The sequence below is a fragment of the Anaeromassilibacillus sp. Marseille-P3371 genome (genome assembly GCF_900169665.1).
Lineage (GTDB): Bacteria > Bacillota > Clostridia > Oscillospirales > Acutalibacteraceae > Anaeromassilibacillus.
This window is the reverse complement of the sequence record NZ_LT835157.1, coordinates 2,715,896-2,739,181: the sequence shown is the minus strand read 5'-3', so window position 1 is coordinate 2,739,181 and position 23,286 is coordinate 2,715,896. Positions and strand designations below refer to the sequence as shown.

Here is a 23,286-nt window from a genome sequence, read left to right as displayed (position 1 = left end):
CAGGCCCCGCACAATTTTGTGCGGGGCTTTTTTGCGGTATCTACGATCATTTGTATGACACTGGTTTTGATCCGAAGTGAAAGAGACAATTAGAATGTACGCAGTAATTTGAAACAAAAAATTGTCTATATGCGGAGGTAACCCGGCGTGGCAAAATGTGAAGAGACATCCAGATATTGTTAATCGAAATTACACAAGTGTAACCGCCTGTATGCTTGCCAATTTCGTAGCGGTAGAGTATAATAGTACTTACCAAAACCGCCAAATTTGGGCAGCAAAGTTTCGTTCCTATTGCGAAAATGCTGCAATATGATTCAAAAAAGGAGAGGAACGTATGAGAAGAGCAAAAAAGTTGCTGTCACTGGCTTTAGCGGCGGCTATGTTTGTTTCTACTTTTAGCAGCACAGCTTTTGCGTCCGATATGGACGACGCATATGAAGTCGACCGTGTGGATGGAAAATATGCCGTTGTACGGGTGGAGGATGACGGTGAATATTATGATTCAAAGTCCTCGATTACAATTCCGAGTAAAATAAAGAGCAGAACGATCACCCGTATAGGGGACGGCGATTCTTCCATTTTTGCAAGCGGCGGTTCGGAAAAGAATGTTTATTTGCCGGATACGGTTGACATTATCTCAGACGGCGCTTTTGAGGATTCTACCGTCAAACGTGTTTCGATGGAAGAAGGTCCTGTAGAGATCGGTGAGCGTGCTTTTGCCAATTGTGAGAACTTGACTTCTGTTACCTTTGCCGATAGTATCACAAAGATGGGAATTGAAGCGTTTAGTGGATGTACTTCCCTGAGAAGTGCAACTTTGCCGACAAGTCTAACGAAGATACCGGATAATGCTTTTCAGGATTGCACGGATTTGCGTTCTGTCACCATCGGGAGTTATGTGACGAGTATCGGTGACAGTGCTTTTGCTGGATGCGACAGTTTGGAGGAAGTTACCATTCCACCCAATGTCACTCGAATCGGTTATGATGCGTTTGACGACTTTACTCTGATTAAAGGCTATAATGGAACCGCGGCGCAGAAATATGCCGAGGAAAACGATATTGATTTTGAGAATCTTGGTTCCTCTTATGGTGCAGCTGTTCGTTTGAGCACAACCTCTCTGACCGTAGCAGTCAATGGGACCAATACGTTTACAGTGACCAACCCAACCAATGGAGGTTTTAGCGTATCCTCCAATTCCAGCGCAGTGAGTGTAACGCAGAGCGGTTCTACGGTTACGGTGAGAGGTGTTTCTTCTGGAACAGCTACGCTGACTGTATCTGCGACGGGATATGCTTCAGCAACGCTGACCGTGACGGTTTCGACCAATGCAATTGTAAATTCCGGCTCTGCTCTATCTTTGGATACCAGTTCCTATTCGTTCAATGTTGGGAATGTATATTATCCTTTGGCAAGAACCAACGCTGCGACGGTGCCGACTTGTACAAGCAGTAATCCAAATGTGGTTACGGTCAAGTACCAGGCAGACCGTTCCAATCGCGCAGACCTGCGTGGCAATTATTCCCATGCCTATCTGTATCAGATTCAAGGAAAATCCGCTGGCACGGCAACGATTACCATCACGAGCGGCAGTTACAGCGCTTCTTTCCCTGTGACAGTAGGGACTTCTCCGAATGGTTCTGCCTTTTGCAATCCGAGTGTTAACTTCGGTGTGTACAAGGGAAGAAGCTATGACGTTCAAATGACTGTGACGGGTTCCAATAATATGCCGAGCTTTACAGTGGGCAATGGAAATGTATTTAAGACCCAGTATGTAGGAAAGAGCGGAAACGTATATACATTCCGTGTATGGGCGGTTGGAAATCCTGGCGAAAAGACAGGTTTGTATACACAGATGCCCGGTGATTCGAAAGTGGTTCTGCACTGTGAGGGACAAATCGCTTACGGCTGATAAGTAGGCCATGGTAATAGACGGCTTTTGTCGGGCCCAACACATTTGCAGATTTAGTTATTTTACAATGGACCAGTGTGAATGTATCACGCTGGTCCATTTTTTGTACAGAGAAAACCATTCGTTAGGGGAATGTTTCAAAAGAAGATTAATGCCGGAGATGACAATCGAAAAATCCCTTTTGTTGTTTTTACAGTTTGATAACTGCAAGGAACAACAAAAGGAGAGAACCCCCAAAAATGAATGACAAGCAGAGTTAAGCACATACGACTTGGAAATACAAATAGCATACAGAGCTATTGATAGGAACCGAAACAGATCGGGGCCGTAGTTTATCAAAAAGAGAAAATTATGTTTCATATGACCTTTCCCCATCGAGAAATGTGTGATTCAGCTCCATGTGGTATTTGCGCCGAAATATCGGAGAAAGGTATTTTGCAAGGAGAAGTAGTAAAGATCTTGCAAATGTTATGCGAGTAGAAGAAGATTAAAAATAATAAAAGAAGAGGTGTACTCGGATTATGTACCTATGCTTGTAGAGATTCCATCGAAAGGAAATATGACCAGTTGTATAGGCTACCAGGATATGAAAAGTATGCGGAATGGAAGTATAAGTACCGGAAGTATAGTAGCGACAGGGATGCCATTCAATTTGTTGGCGATGGTCATTTTAATAGGTCCCTCCTACAGATAAACGAACCGAGATGTTTTAGTACCGCAGATATTATGTGGGTATAGCAGGAAAGAATGTGAAAAAGATAAAAGAATATATTCAAAGACAGTTAGAAGAAGATAAAGGTGGAGAACGTCTGAAGATGGGAAACTTCTAAGAAATCTGTTTAGGGGTAGCAAATAAAAACTTATGCAGATGTCAGATCGTACCGACATGGCGTGACGCGTGGCTAGTAACATGTGGTTTCATCCGTTAATGAAAAACTACCAGCTCCGCCGTGGAATTTTTTATTAATTTTGCATTCCTGTATAGTTAATTTATATCCTTGAGGTGATTTTTTGAAAGGTCTTAAATAATAAGAGCTGTCGTTTTTTAAAGGTTGTACCACGAAATGCATCGACTTTACAATGTTCCATCTCTATATAGGATGCAAATCGTATAGATTGTTAATAATACAATACTTTTTAGAAACTTATATACAAATAGTATTATAATATATAAATATACAATTTATTATTTAAGATATGGCTTATTGGAAAATTTTTTAAGATGAAACGAAACGTGCATAATTGTGTATTCTTTTGATATTTCTTGCCTAGTGAGTTGTAAGAGGAAAAACTTTGGGCTATAATGAAGTTATCAAAATAAAAAAGAGGCTTCTACAGCGGAGGAATATCTGTGGTCCTCTTTGCAAATACATCGACTTTACAACAAGAACTGCGAAGTGATGCTTGTTCCATGGGAAGGAATTTTGCAGAGGGCTAGGGAAGCATACAGCCGCTTTCAGAACGCACTCCCAGATGAGGTGAAAAAATGATTCTGAAGAATGCAAAGATTATGGATGATACGTTTACATTGGTGGATGCCTGCCTATCTACAGATGGCGAAAAAATTGCGGAGATCGCCCCAGAACTCCATGGGGATGAAGAGATTGATCTTTCCGGATGTGTAATAGTCCCTGGTTTCGTAGACATTCACATTCATGCCTGTGTTGGTGCGGATACTTGTGATGCATCTACTGCGGGACTGGCAAAAATGGCCGCCCATTTAGTTACGAAGGGGGTGACCAGCTTCTGTCCTACAACGATGACGGTTTCCCATGAAGAAATTGAAGATGCTTTGGCTAGTGTAAAAGCTTGCATGGATGACCGTCCCTTTGGTGCGGCAATTATGGGAGTCAATATGGAAGGGCCGTATATTTCTATTAATAAAAAAGGCGCACAGAAGGGTGAATATGTCAAAAATCCAGATTGGGAGGAGTTCAAGAGGTTCTACGATGGGTGTGGAGGCATTATCAAACTGGTAGATATTGCGCCAGAGTGTGAGGGAGCCGATGAATTCATCAAAAAAGCGAGCAAACTTTGCACTGTTTCGATTGCCCATACGGATGCCGATTATGATCAAGCAAAGCATGCCTTTAATATCGGCATAACGCATGCCACCCATTTATACAATGCGATGAGTGGTATGACGCATCGTTCTCCGGGTGTAGTTGGCGCTGTATTTGACGATGAGCGTGTGCGCGCAGAAATCATATGCGATGGGTTCCATATTAATCCAGCAGTGTTGCGGATTACATTCCGCCAGCTTGGGGAGGATCGTACGGTGATTATCAGTGATTCCATGCGTGCGGCGGGTGAACCGGACGGCATTTCCGAGCTAGGAGGGCAAACGGTCTATGTCAAAGATGGTCAGGCGCGCTTAAAGGATGGAACAATTGCTGGATCGACCACCAATATGCACCAGGAAGTGTGCAATTTGGTGCGATTCGGTGTACCGTTTAAACAGGTAATTAAGAGCGCAACCATTAATCCAGCCCGTGAAATCCACGAGGATGCCAATATTGGCAGCATTAAAGTGGGAAAACGTGCCGATCTAGTGGTATTGGACAATGATTTGAATATTAAAATGGTTATTGCACGCGGCAAAATTGCTGTGGACAACCGGTAAGGAATGAAAAGCTAAAAGGGTGGGACGAAATTCGTCCCACCCTTTTGTTTAGGGAATTCCCCTGTATTTTACTGATGGTATAAGCGGTTTATCATATGATTTAGAACCATTATAAGTGTTCCCAATGGATATTCGAAAAGCGCTCTTTCCCGTTGATTGTAAGAATACTGGAATGGGAAAAAGCCGTTGCACATGGTATACATACAATCGCTATATTTTTAGAAGGAAAATAGAGTTGAAAAATAAAAGTTGGAAAATGATGTTGATGTTTTGAACGATCTAGGGCTGTGAATCAAAAGGGATGGAAGGTATGACTTTGATCGATCGGTAAGGAACAAAAAGAGAACATGACAACGGAAGAAGAAAAAATTTCTAAAAATCGAATCGTTCGAATCCAGGAGTCTTGTAAAATGGAATATTCTCTGTATAAGCCCCCGTACCTCACCGGGATAGAGGGTCCGCCTCCTAAGCGGAATGTAGTGAGTTCGAGTCTCGCCGGGGGTGCCAAAACAACCGCTGTAAGCCATTTTTCGCTGGTTTACAGCGGCTTTTTTATTATCGTCTCTTTTGAACGGTCTTGCCGCTCCGCCGGAACGATTTTATACATTTTCCGCTGTATCCCTGCTAATTGGCTTCGAACATTTTTTCCGGCCTTGCTAATAAAAAACGCCGATTTGCTAATACGATTTTCCCGCCCTATTTTTCGGATGGGGCCGATGCCAGCAATGCGGCCAGTGTGTTGGCCAGTTCCGGCGACTTGCGAAGCTGCTCCACCAGGGCCTCCAAATCCAATGTGGCGGGCGCCGGTTCCTTTGGCTCCTCCGGGGGACGAACCGAACGCAGGTCGGGATTGGCATAGAAGGCGCTCTCAAACTTCTGGGCGTTGATCTTGCGGTTCTCGTCCAGAATGTGCGCATACACGCTGGTGATCATGTCGATCTGAGCGTGGCCCGTATTGCCCTGAGTGGCCTTCAGGTCGCCGTGGTTGAGCTTCAGCTTATAGGTGGTACTGGAATGGCGCAGGGAGTGAAAGACCACTTTGGGAAGCCCTGCTTTCTCCCGCAGCTTCTCAAACGACTTCAGGATAATACGGTCCTCACAGGGGCGGCCATTGGCCAGCGCCACCACCAGATCGTAATCCTGATACTCGTCACGGAGCAACGCCCGCAACTCGTCTTGCGCAGATTTCCATTCCCGCAGGATGTAAGCCAGAGTCTTGGGCAGCCATACCTTGCGGATGCTGGAATCGGTCTTTGGCTTTTTCAAGATGACTCTGGTGCTGGTATTGGGAAACAGCGGCGTGAACACATGGTAGATGTCCTTTTGCCCCAGCATCTCAATGGCCCGCTTGGAGGCACGCGCCAGCTCCTTATCAATGTAGACATAGGCGTTGTCATCAGCGATTTCTTCATCGGAGATGTGGACATTGCTCCAGGTCAGTCCCAGAATCTCACCCATACGCAGCGAACAGGCAAAAGCCAGATTCATTGCTACATAGAGTTTGCTGTCCGTACACTGGTCCAAGGCGGTGCGGATCATATCGGCGGTCCAGATGTCCCGCTTCTTGTATTCCACTTTGGGCAGTACCACATTGTCAAAGGGGTTTTTGGCAACCAGCTCCCACCGAACCGCCTGCTTGAAGGCACAACGGAGAAGTTTGATGATCTTCTCGATGGTGGCGTTGGTCACGAACTCCGTTTTGGCGTGGTGCGTCCTGGTGTTCACCGCAGGGGTTTTCTGCAAGGTCTGGATGTACTTGTCCACCACCCGCGTGGTGATGTCCTGCACCTTCATGTCCCCGATGATGGGGTTGATATAGTTGGCGATCAGCGAGTTTTGGCTGTCATACATGGACACGCCCCACCGCTTTTCGCCATAGAGGGAGACGAAGTCCGATAGGAACTCCGCAATATTCTGATTGGTGGGAGGAAGGAAGGAGTTGGAACTTTTCTGGCTCTCAATCTCTGCCTTGCGCTTCAATGCCTCCTGGTAGGAAGTGCGGGTTTCCCACTTCTGCTTGGTCTCACCGTTCTCGTCCACATAGGTATAAACAATAGAATAGTTTTTCTTTCTTTTGATGATGGATGCCATAACGAACCTTTCTTTCTGATGTCACAGATCAAGCGGCTCCAGCCACTTGTCAAACGACCGTTTGGGAATTCGTATGGCGTTACCAATTCGTACGCTTTTGAAAAGGCCCTCCTGCACAAGACGGTATGCCTGTGTCCGGCTGACACCTAATATACGGGCAACCTCGTTGACCGTATAGGTGCGGTACTCCAAAGGCCTTTTCTCCGTACCGTTCTGAATCTCTGACACAGCAGCCTCCTTTCCAGTCAGAAACGGCACGCAAAAGGGTGTTCATTCATAACTTCCATCCTCATTGTACCGCGCCGTTTCGGGTTTGTCTGCTGCTAATGGAAAGTTTACGAACTATCCGTAAACAGAAAAGCAGAAGATTTATCTGAAAATAAAATCTGAAAATAAAAGAGGCAAAAAACGGATGGCTGCTGGCAGTACCTAAAGGTATTTCCTTCGGTCACAGCTCCACGGGAATCTCACCCCGGCCCATGCTGATGGGTGTGCCGCGCAATGCTTTGAGGGCGTTCAACGCGGGAGTCTCATTATCCTGCCTGTGCATCCTCGCCCACAGGCTGCCACACCTGTTTTACGGCTCGGTTTTGTCGCTCGCCTGTTTGGTAGGGGTCCCGTCCTGCGGACTTGCAACAGGCTTCGTGGCGCACCGGCCGACCGGCTCCACACAGACAGATCGTATCCGTCTGCCTTATGCTGCCCGTAGGCTTTCTTTGTCAAGGTGGGGATGGGAAGCTGTATGGAAAGGGGTTCATACAGCTTGTCCCGAATCAGTTCAGATCAAAGCCTAGTATAGAAACGATGAGTTTCGTTTCCAGCCGCTTGCGTAAATCTTCATCCACCTGGAAGCGGGGAAAGCCATTTGCATCATAGCTTGTCCTCATAGACAATGCGGCTATGTAACTGGAATAGTGCCGGATTACCCTTGCTATTGCGTCGGGATTTCCTCCCACCGCAGCGGCAATGACTGGGTAAGGGAGCAGCGCCACCCGCATGTTTGCAGATTTAGTCATCCGCTTCACCTCCCATCAGTTCTTTCAGCAGCCGATAGGCACTTTGCCTGCGGGCATTGACCGTCCGGCGAACCATGTGCAGATGTTCAGCGATCTCACGGTCTGCCATTCCCAAGAACCAGTACATCAGGAAGATGTCCCGATTATCCGGAGGCAGCGTGTTCAGCGCTTCGGCCAGCCGGTCATCCTTGATTAGAATGACATCGCCTCCCACGGGGAAAGCGGTGTATTCCCAGGGATAGCGGTCATAGACCGCAAGCTGGGCCAATTCTTCCTCTGACAACTCGCTGAACGGTGTTTCGCGCTTCTGGCGGCGACTGATCTCTCGATAGCCGTTGTACGCTTCGCATTTCAACACCTTCTTGCAATAGCTGTCAAAGGCGTGCTGTTTGTGCTCGTAGTGGCGGTCAGGTCTCAATTTCTCACCTCCCTCCGTGCCAGGAGGCAGGTCTTTTTGTCCCCTTTCGCCTACTACTCGTTCGCTAAAGGGGGCTTTTGGCAGCCCTAAACCGTGTTTATCAGAAAAAATTTTGTTCTCCATGATTGCTCCTTTCGCTTCGTGCGGTTGATGGCCGGATCGAAGCGAAAGGGCGGAGAACGGCAGCCGACGGAAAAACAGAAAAACCGACAAAAAGCACCCGCCCGCAAGATGCGGACAGGCGCAAAGGAAATGTAAGAAGTATTTAGATGTACTGATAGTTCATAATCATGGTCGGAATATTCCGCTGGCTTATGATGACTTTTTTTGATTGCAAAGAGCTAGGCAAGTCGTAGTAAAAAATAGACACGGCGGGACCTCCTTGATACCGCCGTATCCTTAAAAAAGGGTGACTTTAACACACCCCCCGTATTCTCATTTTTTGAAAAAAGAAAACGGCGGCCTTGATTTCTCAAAACCGCCGCTGAAATTATATTTATAGCGTGAAAATTGATCTGCCCAGCGATGGTTTTTTTCTTTTCTGCCGCTGGGCAGATTTATTATTGTTTTATTTGTATAGCTATCCTCTTTTCACTTCTTAATGTGCTATATCACAAATCAACTTTATCGAAATGTTTTATAGATATATGATAGGCAAGTAATAGGAACACCGTGTAGCAAAGGATGCCTACAGCCAATATAGGTAACTGCATCAGCAAATATTTCGGCTGATAACTGTCCAACCAAGCGAGCTCCGGTGTATGGGCGACTGCCTCCACCGCAATCATCAACACTACCATAGGGATTGATGCCAAAATAAAGGATCTTCCCGCCTTGTAACCGCTTTTATAGAATGTCGGAAAGAACACTAAATCAAAGACAGCGTACACGATAAGGCCAAAGCCATACCAAGCGAGCGTTGCATCCAGCCCTACGGGATTGTTTTCAATGCTTAGAGCATTGCGAAGAAAAGCGAATGGGATAGAAAATAGCAACTGAAATATCTGAACGGAAACAATCAGAAGGCATTTTCCCAAAACACTTTCGCGCTTTGTCACTGGAAGGATTGCAGTGTACCAAGCGTCATTCGTCTCACGCGCATTCAGAAATGTGATATAGGGTGCCAGACAGCCAAACATAAAGATTACACTATAAGGATAGGCTGGCACAAGAACAAGGCAACCCAAAAATGCAAATACAATCGAGGTTGGATGGGCCGCAAGTCTGATTTCCTTATACAGCAGCGTCATCATCCCACTCACTCCTTTCCGTCCGCAGCATGATTTCTTCCAGAGTGAGCGGCCCCATATCCTCTGGCGTTTTTAAATGCTCAAAAGAGCGCAGGAATGTGTCCTTGTCCGCACTTTTCAGCACACGTCCATTCTGAATATAGGTGATGTCATCTGCGCATTTGTCCAAGTCAGAAGTAATATGCGTAGAAAACAAAATGGAACAGTTTTCGTTTTTCACGATTTGGCGAAAAATGTGCAGCAGCTCCTCACGGGATACGGGGTCAAGGCCCGAAGTTGGTTCATCCAGAATCAACAGCTCCGCATGGTGCGACAGGGCCAGAGCAAGCAGATATTTTACTTTCATACCGTTTGAAAGTTCTTTGAATTTCTTGCTTTCATCTAAAGAAAAACGTTTGATGTACTTCTGGTATTGCGACTGATCCCAGTCAGTATAAAACTTTCGGGTAACAGCTGTAATGCTAGAGAGTTTCTTTAACGGGTAAAAATCAATCCCGCCAAATACAACGCCGATTCTCTGCTTACACTCTTTTTCATACTGAATAAAATCCTTTTGAAAAATCTCCACGCTCCCACTCTCTGGGGACACCATATTGAGGATGGATTTTAAAGTCGTGCTTTTTCCGGCCCCATTTTTACCGATCAGCCCCATGATACGTTTGGGGGCAAGAGAAAAACTCACATCCTCCAGCGCAAATCCAGGATAATGCTTGTAAAGGCCCTGGACGCACAGCACAGCTTCCATTATTTTCTCTCCTTTTCATCTGGGACATCGGCAATATTCAAGGCAGTATTGAATAACTGAGCAATGCCCAAGAAAAATTCTTCTTTCATCAGGGCAATTCCTGGATGTTCCAGAGATTCGTCTCCTAAAATGACCAGTTGATCTCCCGGCTTGATTCGGAATACTTCTCTGGCTTGTTTGGGAAGTACAATCTGTCCACGCTCGCCCACACGGACCATACCAAAAATGTGTTTGCCCTTGGGCGGAACATTTAACCCGGTTTGTTCCTGATCGTGATGAATCAGGTCATTAAGCTCTACATTATATAACTGCGCCAGTGCGTCACAATTTACAATGTCCGGTACGGACTCGCCGGATTCCCACTTTGCTACGGCCTGGCGGGAGACACCGATTTGTTCAGCTACATCTTCTTGGGAGTATTTATTAAGCTGACGCAACATGGTTAAATTACGAGCAATATTACTTTTCTGCTTTTTCATACTTTTCGCACCTCTTAAAGTCATTATATCCATTGACACACAGAAGTTCCACCAACCGATGCAAGCAAAAAATGTTATACTTAGTTGCGTAAAGAATCTCGTCACATTGGTGAGGGACATCATTATTAATCATGCCATGTTTTTCTTTACTTGTCTGCGCCTATTAACAATTATATGCTTGGGCCGCTAAGTACAGCAAGGCTTTCACTTCAAAAATAGGAATTATATAAAGCAATAATATGAATTGAGTAGACATATCTAAAAGCAGAGGTGAACTGTAAAATACAATTGGGTGAATTAAGATGGCAAAGAGACCTGTACCAAAATATGACTTCAAGGCGTTTGGAGCGGCAATTAAGGCGGCTCGTAAAGAACGCAAAGAAAGTCGCAAGCAAGTAAGCGATGAGATGTATATTTCTCCGCGCTATCTTGCCAATATTGAGAATAAAGGGCAGCATCCGAGCCTCCAAATTTTCTATGAGCTTGTTGCCCGTTACAATATATCGGTAGATCAGTTTTTCTTCCCGGATAATGAAGCCGAGAAGTCCACGCAGCGCCGCCAGCTTGATACACTTTTGGACAATATGAGCGATGCCGGACTCCGGATCGTGGCAGCTACCGCAAAAGAAGTGGTGGAAGTTGAAAGCGAAAAAGATTGATTTTCTGATGAATGTTTGAACGCCGTAACCTATGGTGGTTGCGGCGTTTTTCTTTGCAGATTGTCCCCTTGTAGTTGCCATTTGAGGTGTTGTGAATTGTAGTATTAGTAGAGGGCGAAACGGTTGTTAAGAAACGATAGCAAGCACAGCAAGTGAGTACCCACTTGCGATTTTTGGCTTTAGGGAACCCTCCCTCTAAACCCGCAAAATGCTTGTTGGGAACATCCCAAACCCTGATACGAAAAGAGGCGAGATACTACGATGGAAAACAGGAAACGGAATATCCAGGTGAAGTTCTATGTCACCGCCGAGGAAAAGGGACTGATGGAACAGAAGATGGCCCAACTTAAGACCAAGCGGATCGGCGCCTACCTGCGGAAGATGGCGATAGACGGGTATATCATCTATGTGGACACCAGGGACATTAAGGAGATGAACAAGCTCCTGTCCGCCATTGGCCGGAACATCAATCAGATCGCCAAACGAGTCAACGCCGGAGGCCCCACCTATCAGGCCGACATGGAGGAAATCCGGGAAAGGCTGGATCAGATATGGCAGTTACAAAGACGCATCCTATTAAGTCAACGCTGAAAGCGGCCATTGACTATATCTGCAACCCTGACAAGACGGACGGGAAGTTGCTGGTGTCCTCCTTCGGCTGCACTGCCGAGACCGCCGACATTGAATTTGAATGGACACGCCGCCATTCCATCGACAAGGGCATGCACCTGGGCCGCCACCTGATCCAAGCCTTTGAGCCTGGTGAGGTGTCGCCAGAGGAAGCACATGAGATCGGGATGCAGTTGGCAAAAGAAATATTGGGTGGCAAGTACGAGTTTGTACTTACCACCCATATTGACAAGGGGCATATTCACAACCATTTGATTTTCAATGCAGTCAGCTTCACCGACCACAAGCACTACCATTCCAACAAGCGCAGCTATCACGAGATACGCCGAGCCAGCGACCGACTGTGCCGAGAACACGGCCTGTCTGTCATCGTCCCCGGCCGGGACAAAGGCAAGAGCTACATCGAGCCTCAGGCCGCACAGAACGGCACCAGCTACAAGGCAAAACTGAAAGCCGCCATTGACCGGCTGATCCCTACATCCTCCAGCCTGGAAGATTTACTTACCCGGTTGCAGCGGGAAGGGTACGAGATCAAGTGAGGAAAGTATATCTCCGCCAGGGCGCCGGACCAGGAAAGGTTCACCCGGCTGAAAACCCTGGGCGCCGATTACACGGAAGAAGCCGTTGTCTCCCGCATTGCCGGAGGCCCCAGGCCCTCCAGACAGCCCCGGCAGCGTAGCGGGAAGGTCAGCTTGCTCATTGACATTCAGAACAATATCAAGGCCCAGCAGAGCGCCGGTTATCAGCGGTGGGCGACCATTGAGAATCTGAAACGGGCGGCCGCCACCATGAACTTTCTCACCGAACACGGCATCGGCAGCTATGAGGAATTGGTGGAACGGTGCGACGCCGTTTCCGCCGCCTCCATCCGTACCAGGGAAAACCTGCAGGATACGGAACAACGGATCGTCGACCTTGCCCTTCTGGGAAAGCAGATCGACACCTACCGCAAGCTGAAACCTGTCTATGACCGATACAAGGCATCAAAGGACAAGGAAAATTTCCTGCGCGGTTTTGAGAGCGAGATCATCTTGTTTGAGGCGGCCGCCAGGGAAATCAAGAAGGCCGGGATTACCAAACTCCCTTCCATCGAGAAACTGAAAGCAGAGCTAGATGGGCTCGCTACCCGCAAGATTACCCTGCAAGCGGAACTTCGGAAGATACAACGGGAGGAAAAGGAGTATGATAATGTCCGGCAGAATGTGGACGACCTAATGGAAAGACCGAACGAACAGGAACAGAAGCGGCAGCGGAGCAACGATTTGGAGTAACAGAGATTGGGCGGTTTACAGCCTTTACAAACTATCTGGCGGATGTAGATAATTTTTCAGAGAAGTGTAGAAGCCTTACTCAAAATCATTCTAAAATAACAGTCATTGGTACCAATAATAAAATTTCCCCACTCTCAATAAGAGAAGTGGGGAAATTTTATTTAGTCGTTCTTGGACAGCACGGTTTTTCTCAAAATTTCACCAACCAAATGATGTAATGTTGTGCAAGGACACATTTTTGAAGGAGTAGTTTGACCATTGGATAAATAATGCTGTAATCTTTTCTCCGCTATCTTTATTGCAGTATTTTCATCTCCAAACCGAGTTAGAAGATTATAATTTTGCGGATTTGACTTTATATACTCCTGCCCAGTTCGTTTTTCAAAAATATCGCCAAATCTTTGGCAGCAAACTGGGGAGGTCAACCAGTCTGCATGCATAGTCCCAAAGTATGCATCAAACCAAATTTCAATGCACGGATTTGACCATCCCACATGGATTCCATATCTTTCTGCATCCCTTATTATCCTGTCAAAATTAGGTACTTCATCCCGATCAAAAACTATCCAAGGCTCACAATATTGTGGTTGGAGAGAAACCTGTTCGCTACATGCTTCTATCAATTTTTCGGTTTTAGTTTTAGATACTTTTATTACGATTCGTCCTTGAAATTCTTTGGGCAACGAATCCCTAAGACCATACATATATTTTTCTTCGGTTTCATCTGCGTCCGTATAAATGAAGTATCTTCCCAAATCAGGGATTCGGTTTTTAAATGCTGATCTTGGAATGCGCTTTCCAGTTCTATCGGCTCTTGCCACAATTATTCCCCCTTAAACATATCAAAATATGATAAGGTAGGAATTGCACCATACTTTCCTAAAAGGTAATTCTTCTCATAGTTCTCGTCTTTACGGATTTTGACTCCATCATCATCAACAAAGTCGGCCAAGGAATATAACACAGAAACCCCTTTTGAATCTTTAGCCGTAAACCAGATTTCATCTCTACGCAGCAAGTTGTTCGAAAGTTGCCAAGAATCATGGGTCGTAAAGACTAGTTGCGCATGTTTAGGATTAGTCTCAGGATTGAGAAATGCAACCAAGAATGCTCTTACTAACAAAGGATGGAGTCGGGCATTTAACTCGTCAACAAATAACACTCCTCCGTTTTCAAGAGTGTCTTGTAAAGCGGGATAAAGAGCAAACATTTTTAATGTGCCTGCAGATTCTTCTGCCAATGGGATTGTTGCAGTTTCGTTAGAATCCGCAATCCTATGCACTGCATCAATTTTTATATGCTTGGAATCATCATCGTCATCATCCGAAGCAATAGTTTCAACATTAAATCCAATAATTGACGAATCAAAAGCAGAAAAATATTTAACAACTTTGTCTTGAACTGCTTTATCATCCGCAAACCCAGGCGGAATGATTCTCGACAAGACTGCGTTTTCAATGGGGTCACCAAAATCCGCTAGGTTCGAATCATAAAACCAATCGCGAATGAGTTTAAGTTTAGGTATCTTCAATTTGGCCCCAAGAGATACAATTAGCGTTTCATCCTCTAACGCAATTTTAATATTTTCTTGCCGATTTGCTGACAGCCCAGACAAGTCTAATTCTTTTTCTAATCTGTTTCTATAAAAAATTCTTCGATATTCTCTAGCAGTTCTTGTCTTCGAATTAAGCCATTCTTCTACAATGCCATTTTGATCCAAAGTAAAACCATAGTTATAGCATTTGCTTCCTTCGCTTTCAGAAGAAATGAAATATACTTCAAAGGACGAAACATTTTCTTTGCTTGTTGTATCAAAAAGAAATGGTGTCTGCTTTAGCCTTTTTGATCTTGACTTCTTGTCGTCATTTTCACCGCCATAGGCAAAAGAATCCAAAACATAAATTGCCATAAAGCGAAATGCATCAACAACATTTGACTTCCCACTTGCGTTTGCACCATATATAGCTGCTATGGGTAATATTTTTTCTGTTCCAATATGAATTACATGATTGCTATTTTCCGTAATTTTAGTAGCAGATAAGTCTAAAATTGTATCATCACGAAAAGATTTGAAATTTTTAAAGCAAAATTGTATTAGCATATAAACTACCCCCTAATTATTATTATATACGCAAACTCCAATAAAATCAACATCTATTTGAGATTTTTCCTCAATTGTATGTGTTTTATGCGCCTGTTTTTTAATTTTTAACACAAAAAGAAAAGGAGCGCCGCCACCGGACCATGTTGATCCGATGACGGCACTCCCATTTTGCTTGATAAAAGGTGAAAATCCGGCGTTTTCCCTATGTAGAAACGCCCTGCCGCCCCACATAGGAAATCATACTACCCCTACACAGAAAAGCCACCACAGGCAGTTTCTTCACCCATTTTGAACACTAATTCCCGCACTTTTTGGAGTGGCGGGAAAGATAGTGCGGACAGGACACCACCACCGCCCGGAAACTCTGCTTGCAGGGATGGACACCGCCTTTGCAGAGCTTGTTATACTGGCGCCTGCCGTTCTCGCCCAGGAAGAACGCCCATTCCAGACACCATTTCTTGCTCCGGCTCATAAGTCGCCCAGCTCCGGGGGCTTCTTCTGCGGGGCAGGCTTGTCCGGGCTTTTCCGTTCCGCGCACTCCCATTTCGCGTCCTCCAGCCGTTCCCGGATGGAGGACTTTTTCTCCGGCGTAGTCCTGTGCACCTCGGCCTGGGCTTTCTCTAATTCCTCACCACGGCGGCCGTTGTTGATGATCCCGTTGATGCTGGCGAACAGCTCCGGCCGGTTGAATTGCTCGGTGTACTTCTGGATCATGTCCGGGGGCAGAGACGCGAAACTCTCCGGCCCCAGGCCCACCACCAGGAAGGTGCCCGCTACAATGTCGTAAATCTCCCCATGCTCGTCTCGGAGGGAACGGTTCAGGTCCAGGCCGATGAGTTTGCCTTCGTCGTTCAGGACCAGCCCCACCGGATCGTCAAAGGGATAGGAGGCGGCAATATCGCCGCCCACCTCCACTTGCAGGGCATGGAGGCCGGGGTCGATCTCCTTCACATAGGGCTCCTTCATGGGCTCCACCACCAGGACGGTCAGCCTCTCCGGCGCGGTATGTTCGGGGGTGGCTCCGCTGGGGATGGCAAAGGCACGGCTGCCGTTGGCCATGATGAGATACTTCCCGTCCTCGGACTCATGGTGAAAACCGTATCCGGCCGCTTCCATCTGTTCCCGGCTCATATCTGTCACATGGAAGGTGCCCCTGGGAGTCCGCACCGTCTCGCCGGTCTCCCGGTCATCCGGGCTGGGCGCCGCTTGTTGACCGTACAGCTCCGCCTCATACTCCTGGTTTGCCTGTTCCGCAAAGGACAGCCTCTCGTCCACATGGGACTGATCCGGGTTTTCAATGGCCTCCCGGATTGCCTGGGGGTCCACATCCAGAATTTCCTCATAGCCGGTGGCGTCCTTGAACTTCTCGATCTCCGAAGGAAGATAGTCCTCCTGGGTCTGTCCCAGAGCGGCCAGTTTCTCGTCCAGAGCGGAGATGCGCCCGGCCATCAGGTTTTCGTAGATTTCTTCCTTCGCCGCGTGTTCCTCCGGGTGCTCGGCGGCATACTGCGGGTCGTTCTGCCGAAAAAACTCGTCCATATCGTAGGCAAGGTCCATGGTCCATTCTGAAATTTCTTCTTCGGGGATGTCATCCTGGAAGGTCATTACCCGGTATTCCTCCGGGATGCTGCCGCGCTCGCCATCATAATACTCATGGAAGCTGTCCCCGGTATCCCGCACATAGCCCAGGTCGGTGAACTGGCCGCTTTCCTCCAGGGCGATGTCCCGCCCGTAGGCCTCATAGTCGATGTAGTTGCGCAGATGCTCCGGCACCTGCATGGCATCCAGTTCCTCGATGTAATACCTGCCCAGATCATCGTGGTCGTGGATGTCGGGGTAAACATCGTAGCAGTCCAGGTTCTCCGTCAGGTTGATAAGCTCCTGGATGCTGCCCGTGTGGTCGCCGATCTCCATGGCCGCCTGGAACCGCTCATATTCATCCTGACTCATGTTGTCCAGTTTGGAGGCCAAGTTCAGCTCGTCCAGGTTGGCATACTCACCCAGCAGGTCATAGAGGCCGTCCACATAGCAATCGTAGTCCGTGATGAACCATTCCTCATAGGTCTGCCCGAAGTCGTCTTTCGCACCGATTCCGATGCGCTCAAAGACCTGTTTCAGTTCCTCCGCCGTGGTGGGAAACTTCACCCATTCGCCCACAAGGGCGCCCTCGTTGTACTTGCCCAGGTTGGTGATGAAGGCGGCAAAGGGATAATCTTTGTCATAGTCATAATGGGGCATAGCGACACCTCCTTATCGCTCCGGCGCAGGCTTTTCCCGATGGGTCTGCGCCTTGCTCTGATTGGCACATTCTTTCCGGCTCTGTTCCAGCCGTTCCTTGATGGAGGGCTTTTTCTCCGTCTGCCTCTCCCTGCGGCGCTCATGCTCCCACTCGTCGCCGGAGAGGGTGAGATAGCCTCTACTGGTGAAGCAGCCCTGTTCCTCCTGCATGGCGTGGTTGCCGAAGGGAACGGGATCAATGGCATCCAGCAGCTCCGGGGGCAGAAGGACGTCCAAATGCTGCGCCAGATAGCGCCAGCCCACATCCTCCACCTTGCGGATGCTGGGCTCCAGGACAAAATACTCGGTGTTGGCGGGGAACTCCCGGAACTGATCCAGGGTGGTCAGACGATAGGGCGACTCCTGGACAGCGGCCAGGAGGTCACGGCCCTCCGGGGAAAGTCCGGCAAGCGCCTGGGCCGCTGCCTCCAGCTCGCTTGCGTCGCTCCCTGCGGGAAGCAGCGGTTTCAAATGCTCCATGAAGTTGGCCTCGGTTTTACTTTTTGCCATGCACACCATCCTTTCGCTTGGGAAACTCCAGCTTGAAATTGACATACTTGCAGCCGGTATCGTCCAGGATCACCACCGCATCATAGGTGGAACCTTTCTTCTCCGACCACATCCCTTTGACGGAAGTACGGCCCTTTTTCAGAAGATCGGCCGCCATCTTTCTGGTCATCTCCTTGCGGCGGCTGGTCCAGAAACGGTCATTCTTCCACATAACAAACTGGCAGGCCCGGTCCGAACAGGCGAAGTTTTTCTTGCCCTCATAGACCGGCTTACCGCAGCGGGGGCAGAGTCCCACAGTCTCCCTCTCCGGTTGGAACAGCCTTTGCCCATTCTCGGAAATGTGGGAGTATTTCCGCATCAGCTCCGCCGCCATCGCCTCGATCCCGTCCATGAAGTCCTCCGGCGATGCCTGACCCTTTGCCACCTCGTTCAATCGCTGCTCCCAATCCGCTGTGAGCTTGGGAGAGGTCAGCAGTTCCGGCAACACCGTGACCAGGTTGACACCTGCCTTTGTGGGGATCAGGTTCTTGCCCTTGCGCTCCACGAACCCGCTGGACACCAGCTTTTCAATGATGGCCGCCCTGGTCGCCGGGGTACCCAGGCCCTTACGCTCTGCCTCGTCCGGCATATCTTCCTTGCCCGCGTTCTCCATGGCCGACAGAAGGGTGTCCTCCGTGTAGGGTTTGGGCGGTGAAGTGAAATGCTCGGTGACGGAGGCGGTGACCGGCTCAAAGACCTGTCCCTCGGTCAAGGCCGGAAGAACGCCCCCGGCATCTTCATCCGCCGGCTTCTCCTTCAGGGAGGAACGGAACACCTCCTGAATGGCCCGCCAGCCCTGGGAAAGCACCTGCTTTCCCTTTGCCGTGAAGGTGTGCCCGCCGCAATCAAAGGTGGCTGTGATCGCCTCATACACGAAAGGCTCCGCCGCCGCACACAGCAGTTTGCAGCAGACCAGCAGAAGGATATTTCGCTCGCCCACAGGCAGCACGGGCACATCCGCCTTTTCCAGCTCCAGAGTGGGAATCAGGGCGTGGTGGTCGGATACCTCCTTGTCGTTCACCAGCGCCGCAACATCGGGGAAAAACTCCGGGCAGGCGTCGAAGGGGGGCACCCGCGCCGCCAGATGCAGTACAACGTAGGCAGTCTCCGCCATGTCAACCGTCAGATACCGGCTGTCCGTGCGAGGATAAGTCAGCAGCTTCTTTTCATAGAGCGACTGGGCATAATCCAGGGTTTGCTTGGCCGTGTAGCCGAACACCCGGTTTGCCTCCCGCTGCAAGGTGGTCAGGTCGTACAGTTTGGGCGGCTTCTCCGCCTTTTTCTCCCGCACCAGGGATACACACACGGCTTGCTGCCCGTCACAGGCGTCCCGGATAGCCTGGGCATCCTCCATAGCCGGGATTTTTTCAGAAACCGCCTCGGCTCCATCCAGCGCCAGCCGCACATGATGGTATTTCTCCTTGCGGAACAAGACGATCTTGCTGTCCCGGTCGGCCAGCATTGCCAGGGTGGGCGTCTGCACCCGCCCAATATTTAACGTTCGATGATACAACACCGAAAAGAGCCGTGAGGCATTGATCCCAATAAGCCAGTCCGCCTTTTGGCGGCAAAGCGCCAATTGATACAGGGGATCATAGTCCTTACCGGGGCGCAGATCGGCAAAGCCTTCCCGGATCGCCGCGTCCTCCATCGAAGAAATCCAGAGGCGGGAGAAGGGCTTGGAACATCCGGCGGCCTCATAGACCAGCCGGAAGATCAATTCACCTTCGCGCCCCGCGTCGCAGGCGTTGACCAGTTCCGTCACATAGGGGCGTTCCATCAGAGAACGGAGAATGCGGAACTGGGCATCCTTTTCCTCGGACACCACATAGCGGAAGGGGTTGGGTAGGATGGGAAGGTCCTCATACCGCCACTTCTTGTAGCGGTCATCGTAGGCGGCCGCGTCCGCCAGCCCCACCAGATGCCCGATGCACCAGGAAATGAGCCAGCCGCCGCCCTCAAAATAGCTATCGGCCCTGGATGTGACACCCAGGGCCGACGCAATACTCTTTGCTACACTCGGTTTTTCACAGACAATTAGTTTCAATAAAATTCCTCCTTGAGTTATTGCTTTCTAATGACTCAAACCATATAATTATTTGGAAACTACAGCGGGGAGAGATTTAGTCGTGTTAGAACAAACATACGAAATAACTCGAGATGCACCTGCCCCTATGTCATGGGAAAAATACGCTAAAGAAAGTTATGAGGAATATCAGTCACTTCTTCAAAATTACGGGGATGACGAGTCTGTTTTTCAGCGCTTCTTCGAGCAAAATCCATCATTCGTTCCGGGTGCGTTTGAATTGTCTGCTCCATCCGGTCACTATCCATTTACACAGTCTTTAATTGCCGAACCAGAGCTTTGCGGTGGCCTTTTTGACCGCATTCCTGATTTTATTTGGTTGGCACAGGATAGCCTGTCTTTTACTCCAGTGTTAATTGAAATCGAAAAGCCAAATAAAAAAAACTTTACAAAAGCAGGGACGCAGACTGCTGATTTAACCCAGGCATTTGGTCAGATAGTAGAATGGCAGGCTATTTTAAACAACCCAGTAAATGTACTGCAATTCTATGAATGTTTCAAAATTCCTGATTGGGTCAGACAAAAAAATTTGCTCCACAATATGGGCTTATTTATGGGAGACGATCAGAATTTGAGTCTAACACACTTTTATCGAACAAGCGTGCTCACCTTGCTCCAGAGGGTGTAAGCCTTATTTCGTTTGATAGACTGTATCCAGAGCCCAAATGTAGTGATCTATTATGTACGACTTTATCTCACGGAACATACACAGTAAAAACAGTTCCGCCTACATATCGATACTCGCCAGGAACAGCCGATAATTTGACTTTGGTGAGCGGATTTGTAACCGCTATTTCACGCATGACAAAAATTTCGCCTGAACGAAAAGAATTTCTTTTGAGCCGCTATTCTTATTGGGAAAGTTATGGCAAGCGAGAGCGGAAAGGCTGTTACTCTTTATCTGACTATGAATAGAAAATGGCCACCATTTATGGTGGCCATTTTTGTATCAGTTCATCTTTTCAACATCCTCGTTTTCGTATTCCTCGTCCTCAAACTCATAATCGTCCGGGTCGGTGCTGACCTTTGTGCCCTGTTTAGGCTTGATGAACTTGATATAGGCGAAGGCTCCGCCGCCCAGGGCCGCCAGCAGCAGGATCAGGACCAAGGCTCCGCCGCTGCCGGACTCCTTCTCCAGCTCTGGTTCGGGCTCCGGCCCCACCTCCGGCGCTTTCCCGGCGCACTCGCTCATATTCACCGCACAGACCGGACAGGCGGTATTCACCGCACCAGCCTGGCATTTCTCGGTGCAAGTGCAGACCGCAGGAGTTTCCTCCGTCTGCCCATCTTCCAGCAGCGCCATCAGGTCGGCTTCATCCACCTGGTTCAAGAAGTGAACGGCGGTCTCCTTGTCCTCGTTGGCCCGGTCGATCAGGATGTAAAAATAGTTGCCCGCTTTTGTGGTCACGGTAATAAGCTGCTTGTCGCCGTAATAGTCGTCCACCAGCGTGGCGTTGCCCTCCGGGGTTAGGGGCTGGCCCTCCGGCTCCATGCCGCCGGTGGCGGGTTCCTCGGTGGGTTCCGGGGCCGTCTCGGCAGGCTCCCCGGTGTAATAGTCGCCATCGCCTCCGCCTCCATCATTCCGACGGGCAGGGTGATCAGGCCGCTGGCGTAAGCCTTCAGGAAGGCGGTCAGTTCCTTGTTGTCCATGCGCACCGCCTTGACCATGCGGACGATCTCCAGGTTTTCCTCCTCGGTAAGCTGCGCCTCCAGCTCCCGAAGGCGCTTCTGCTGGGCGGAAATCTTCTCCTTCGTCTTTTCGATGTCCTTGCGGATTTTCTCAACCGTTGCCATAAATCATTCCTCCAATCAAATCAGTTGTACGGCGGTCTGCCGTATGCGTAGAAATGGGACTGCCAGTAGCTCGTATTCAGGTTGGAATACTGGATGGGGTCACCGCAATGCAGCATCATCCCGTCGCCCACATAAATGCCCACATGGGATACGCCGCTGGTGTCGTAAGTGCCCACGAAGAACACCAAATCGCCGGGCTGGGGGTCGGATACCGGGGTGGAAATGTTGTAGAGCCCCTGGGCGCCCAGCCGCCCGGTATTGCACAGGCCGCTGTTGGTCAGCACATAGCTGACGAAGCCGCTGCAATCAAAGGAAGTGCTTGGGCTGCTGCCGCCCCACACATAGGGATAGCCCAGATACTTTTCCGCCTCGGTAATGAGGGTGTTGAACCGTTCGTCCGTCAGGTATTCAGCGGGAATCTCCCAGGCAGTCGGTGGGTTCTCGATGTACTTGCTCACATACCCGGAGGATGGGAACAGGCCGGGGCGGTTGCCCAGAGTGGACATATAGGTGGCATATAAGGAAAGCTGTTCCTCGCCCATCATGTAGACCGGCACATGGGAGAGGTCGAAGTTTTCCAGCGTGACGGTGCAGATGGTCCAGGTATAGGGCACCCGAACCGTATAAGTGTTGCCCTCGCTGTCCGTCCGTGTCTCTGTCTGATAGCGGGTCTCCGTGGTCACAGTTTCGGTGAGGATGTATTGCTTGTCAAAGAGGGTTTGAAGGTCGCCCTGTACCTGGTCAATGGTGAATACCCCTTCATGGAGAGCCGACAGAATGGAGATCAGCACATAGGGGTCGTGCTCGATCTCGTCCAGGTCAAAGTGATACTCGTCATAGTCGTGGGTGGCCTCGTAGGTGTCCAGGTACTCCCGCAATTCATCCTCTTTGGCGCAGTAGGCTTCTTCCGCCGCCAGCATGTCGGCATCCTCAGAGAGATAGGAGGACGCCATAATGTTGGACACACCGCCGCCGAACATGGAGGAACAGGATTGCAGGGAGCCCAGCAGCATCACCAACAGAAGGCCGATGCCGCCCACGATCAGAGAGCCCTTCCAATGCCGTTTCAGGAAAAGGGCGGTGCGCTTGGACTCCTGGGCGGTTTTCTTGGCCGCCTTTGCCGTGGCCTCCGCTGTTTTTCCAGCCTGGGCGGTCTTGCCCGCCGCCCGGTATGCCGCCGCATATTGCTTTTGCAGCTTCCGTTTCTGCCACAGGCGGGAGATGGGATTGGATGCAAGCTGGGGGTTCTCCGCCACGGCTTTCCGATAGTAGAAATCCGCATTGGCCTTGACCGCCGCCTGTTCCGCCTTTGCCGCGTCCCGCCAGGGTTTCAGCTTGCGTTCCGCCCGCCAGTTCTGGACACGGCGGTTTCCGTAGCCCAC

At 49.1% G+C, this 23,286-nt stretch carries 20 protein-coding genes, 1 tRNA gene and 3 pseudogenes; 8 read left to right on the top strand and 16 right to left on the bottom strand.

Annotation, left to right across the window (positions count from 1 at the left end; genetic code table 11):
* Positions 1 to 334 precede the first annotated feature (334 nt).
* From B9Y59_RS11330 to B9Y59_RS11320, 4 genes and pseudogenes are all read left to right on the top strand, one after another.
* Positions 335 to 1,912, top strand: a complete 1,578-nt coding sequence (locus B9Y59_RS11330) for a leucine-rich repeat protein (protein WP_054324044.1) — start codon at positions 335 to 337, stop codon at positions 1,910 to 1,912.
* 373 nt (positions 1,913 to 2,285) lie between these two features.
* Positions 2,286 to 2,742, top strand: a pseudogene (locus B9Y59_RS16840) (IS200/IS605 family transposase).
* 656 nt (positions 2,743 to 3,398) lie between these two features.
* Positions 3,399 to 4,535, top strand: coding sequence for an N-acetylglucosamine-6-phosphate deacetylase (nagA, locus tag B9Y59_RS11325; protein ID WP_085533559.1), 1,137 nt, complete (start codon positions 3,399 to 3,401; stop codon positions 4,533 to 4,535).
* A 430-nt stretch (positions 4,536 to 4,965) separates the two neighbouring features.
* Positions 4,966 to 5,042, top strand: a tRNA-Arg gene (locus B9Y59_RS11320).
* A gap of 189 nt (positions 5,043 to 5,231) precedes the next feature.
* Here B9Y59_RS11320 and B9Y59_RS11315 read toward each other — a convergent pair.
* The 7 genes from B9Y59_RS11315 to B9Y59_RS11285 all read right to left on the bottom strand — a co-directional run bounded on the left by B9Y59_RS11315 (position 5,232) and on the right by B9Y59_RS11285 (position 10,534).
* On the bottom strand, positions 5,232 to 6,626 hold the full coding sequence (locus B9Y59_RS11315) for a site-specific integrase (RefSeq protein WP_198945619.1): 1,395 nt from the start codon (positions 6,624 to 6,626) through the stop codon (positions 5,232 to 5,234).
* Between the two features lie 21 nt (positions 6,627 to 6,647).
* Complete coding sequence (locus B9Y59_RS11310) at positions 6,648 to 6,854, bottom strand: helix-turn-helix domain-containing protein (protein ID WP_085533557.1); 207 nt, start codon at positions 6,852 to 6,854, stop codon at positions 6,648 to 6,650.
* Positions 6,855 to 7,399: 545 nt separating this feature from the next.
* Positions 7,400 to 7,642, bottom strand: coding sequence for a helix-turn-helix domain-containing protein (locus B9Y59_RS11305; RefSeq protein ID WP_085533555.1), 243 nt, complete (start codon positions 7,640 to 7,642; stop codon positions 7,400 to 7,402).
* On the bottom strand, positions 7,635 to 8,060 hold the full coding sequence (locus tag B9Y59_RS11300; RefSeq protein WP_242967301.1) for a sigma-70 family RNA polymerase sigma factor: 426 nt from the start codon (positions 8,058 to 8,060) through the stop codon (positions 7,635 to 7,637). Before B9Y59_RS11300 ends, B9Y59_RS11305 begins: the two co-directional genes overlap by 8 nt.
* A 611-nt stretch (positions 8,061 to 8,671) precedes the next feature.
* Positions 8,672 to 9,313 carry an ABC-2 transporter permease gene (locus B9Y59_RS11295; RefSeq protein WP_242967300.1) on the bottom strand — a complete coding sequence of 214 codons (642 nt, stop codon included), beginning with the start codon at positions 9,311 to 9,313 and terminating at the stop codon, positions 8,672 to 8,674.
* A complete protein-coding gene (locus B9Y59_RS11290; protein WP_085533551.1) occupies positions 9,294 to 10,055 on the bottom strand; it encodes an ABC transporter ATP-binding protein in 762 nt (253 codons plus the stop codon). The genes B9Y59_RS11295 and B9Y59_RS11290 overlap by 20 nt, the downstream gene beginning before the upstream one ends.
* The gene (locus tag B9Y59_RS11285) at positions 10,055 to 10,534 is read right to left on the bottom strand and encodes a helix-turn-helix domain-containing protein (protein ID WP_085533549.1); all 480 of its coding nucleotides are present in this window, start codon (positions 10,532 to 10,534) and stop codon (positions 10,055 to 10,057) included. Before B9Y59_RS11285 ends, B9Y59_RS11290 begins: the two co-directional genes overlap by 1 nt.
* 302 nt (positions 10,535 to 10,836) lie before the next feature.
* Here B9Y59_RS11285 and B9Y59_RS11280 point away from each other — a divergent pair, with 302 nt between their 5' ends.
* The 3 genes and pseudogenes from B9Y59_RS11280 (at position 10,837) to B9Y59_RS11270 (ending at position 13,094) form a co-directional block, all read left to right on the top strand.
* Positions 10,837 to 11,193 (top strand): helix-turn-helix transcriptional regulator, encoded by a 357-nt coding sequence (locus B9Y59_RS11280; RefSeq protein ID WP_085533547.1) that lies wholly within the window; start codon positions 10,837 to 10,839, stop codon positions 11,191 to 11,193.
* A gap of 261 nt (positions 11,194 to 11,454) precedes the next feature.
* Positions 11,455 to 11,784, top strand: a complete 330-nt coding sequence (locus tag B9Y59_RS11275; protein WP_085533545.1) for a plasmid mobilization protein — start codon at positions 11,455 to 11,457, stop codon at positions 11,782 to 11,784.
* Positions 11,745 to 13,094, top strand: a pseudogene (locus B9Y59_RS11270) (relaxase/mobilization nuclease domain-containing protein). Before B9Y59_RS11275 ends, B9Y59_RS11270 begins: the two are co-directional and overlap by 40 nt.
* 161 nt (positions 13,095 to 13,255) lie before the next feature.
* Here the strand turns inward: B9Y59_RS11270 and B9Y59_RS11265 are convergent.
* The 6 genes from B9Y59_RS11265 to B9Y59_RS11240 all read right to left on the bottom strand — a co-directional run bounded on the left by B9Y59_RS11265 (position 13,256) and on the right by B9Y59_RS11240 (position 20,077).
* Positions 13,256 to 13,915, bottom strand: a complete 660-nt coding sequence (locus B9Y59_RS11265) for an RloB family protein (RefSeq protein WP_085533543.1) — start codon at positions 13,913 to 13,915, stop codon at positions 13,256 to 13,258.
* A gap of 2 nt (positions 13,916 to 13,917) precedes the next feature.
* On the bottom strand, positions 13,918 to 15,195 hold the full coding sequence (locus tag B9Y59_RS11260) for an AAA family ATPase (RefSeq protein ID WP_085533541.1): 1,278 nt from the start codon (positions 15,193 to 15,195) through the stop codon (positions 13,918 to 13,920).
* Between the two features lie 298 nt (positions 15,196 to 15,493).
* On the bottom strand, positions 15,494 to 15,670 hold the full coding sequence (locus B9Y59_RS16025) for a hypothetical protein (protein WP_198945618.1): 177 nt from the start codon (positions 15,668 to 15,670) through the stop codon (positions 15,494 to 15,496).
* On the bottom strand, positions 15,667 to 17,436 hold the full coding sequence (locus B9Y59_RS11250) for an antirestriction protein ArdA (RefSeq protein WP_085533537.1): 1,770 nt from the start codon (positions 17,434 to 17,436) through the stop codon (positions 15,667 to 15,669). The genes B9Y59_RS16025 and B9Y59_RS11250 overlap by 4 nt, the downstream gene beginning before the upstream one ends.
* Positions 17,437 to 17,448: 12 nt before the next feature.
* Positions 17,449 to 17,985: a hypothetical protein gene (locus tag B9Y59_RS11245; protein ID WP_085533535.1), complete on the bottom strand. Its 537-nt coding sequence runs from the start codon at positions 17,983 to 17,985 to the stop codon at positions 17,449 to 17,451.
* Complete coding sequence (locus tag B9Y59_RS11240) at positions 17,972 to 20,077, bottom strand: DNA topoisomerase 3 (protein ID WP_143255302.1); 2,106 nt, start codon at positions 20,075 to 20,077, stop codon at positions 17,972 to 17,974. The genes B9Y59_RS11245 and B9Y59_RS11240 overlap by 14 nt, the downstream gene beginning before the upstream one ends.
* Positions 20,078 to 20,153: 76 nt before the next feature.
* Here B9Y59_RS11240 and B9Y59_RS11235 point away from each other — a divergent pair, with 76 nt between their 5' ends.
* Positions 20,154 to 20,738 (top strand): Shedu anti-phage system protein SduA domain-containing protein, encoded by a 585-nt coding sequence (locus tag B9Y59_RS11235; protein WP_085533531.1) that lies wholly within the window; start codon positions 20,154 to 20,156, stop codon positions 20,736 to 20,738.
* A 321-nt stretch (positions 20,739 to 21,059) separates the two neighbouring features.
* Here B9Y59_RS11235 and B9Y59_RS11230 read toward each other — a convergent pair.
* The 3 genes and pseudogenes from B9Y59_RS11230 to B9Y59_RS11220 all read right to left on the bottom strand — a co-directional run.
* Positions 21,060 to 21,650 (bottom strand): annotated as a pseudogene (locus B9Y59_RS11230) (DUF4366 domain-containing protein); the annotation flags it as partial.
* Entirely contained in the window at positions 21,578 to 21,904 is a 327-nt protein-coding gene (locus B9Y59_RS16260) for a DUF4315 family protein (protein WP_085533529.1), read from the bottom strand. The pseudogene B9Y59_RS11230 and the gene B9Y59_RS16260, both read right to left, overlap by 73 nt.
* Before the next feature lie 20 nt (positions 21,905 to 21,924).
* A partial coding sequence (locus tag B9Y59_RS11220; RefSeq protein ID WP_143255301.1) for a C40 family peptidase occupies positions 21,925 to 23,286 on the bottom strand: 1,362 nt, incomplete at its 5' end.

Coding starts and splice junctions, on each gene's coding strand:
- B9Y59_RS11275 (WP_085533545.1), top strand. CDS start 11,455: ATGGAAAACAGGAAACGGAATATCCAGGTGAAGTTCTATGTCACCGCC.
- B9Y59_RS11295 (WP_242967300.1), bottom strand. CDS start 9,313: ATGATGACGCTGCTGTATAAGGAAATCAGACTTGCGGCCCATCCAACC.
- B9Y59_RS11285 (WP_085533549.1), bottom strand. CDS start 10,534: ATGAAAAAGCAGAAAAGTAATATTGCTCGTAATTTAACCATGTTGCGT.
- B9Y59_RS11250 (WP_085533537.1), bottom strand. CDS start 17,436: ATGCCCCATTATGACTATGACAAAGATTATCCCTTTGCCGCCTTCATC.
- B9Y59_RS11290 (WP_085533551.1), bottom strand. CDS start 10,055: ATGGAAGCTGTGCTGTGCGTCCAGGGCCTTTACAAGCATTATCCTGGA.
- B9Y59_RS11245 (WP_085533535.1), bottom strand. CDS start 17,985: ATGGCAAAAAGTAAAACCGAGGCCAACTTCATGGAGCATTTGAAACCG.
- B9Y59_RS11305 (WP_085533555.1), bottom strand. CDS start 7,642: ATGACTAAATCTGCAAACATGCGGGTGGCGCTGCTCCCTTACCCAGTC.
- B9Y59_RS16260 (WP_085533529.1), bottom strand. CDS start 21,904: ATGGCAACGGTTGAGAAAATCCGCAAGGACATCGAAAAGACGAAGGAG.
- B9Y59_RS16025 (WP_198945618.1), bottom strand. CDS start 15,670: ATGAGCCGGAGCAAGAAATGGTGTCTGGAATGGGCGTTCTTCCTGGGC.
- nagA (WP_085533559.1), top strand. CDS start 3,399: ATGATTCTGAAGAATGCAAAGATTATGGATGATACGTTTACATTGGTG.
- B9Y59_RS11260 (WP_085533541.1), bottom strand. CDS start 15,195: ATGCTAATACAATTTTGCTTTAAAAATTTCAAATCTTTTCGTGATGAT.
- B9Y59_RS11280 (WP_085533547.1), top strand. CDS start 10,837: ATGGCAAAGAGACCTGTACCAAAATATGACTTCAAGGCGTTTGGAGCG.
- B9Y59_RS11315 (WP_198945619.1), bottom strand. CDS start 6,626: ATGGCATCCATCATCAAAAGAAAGAAAAACTATTCTATTGTTTATACC.
- B9Y59_RS11330 (WP_054324044.1), top strand. CDS start 335: ATGAGAAGAGCAAAAAAGTTGCTGTCACTGGCTTTAGCGGCGGCTATG.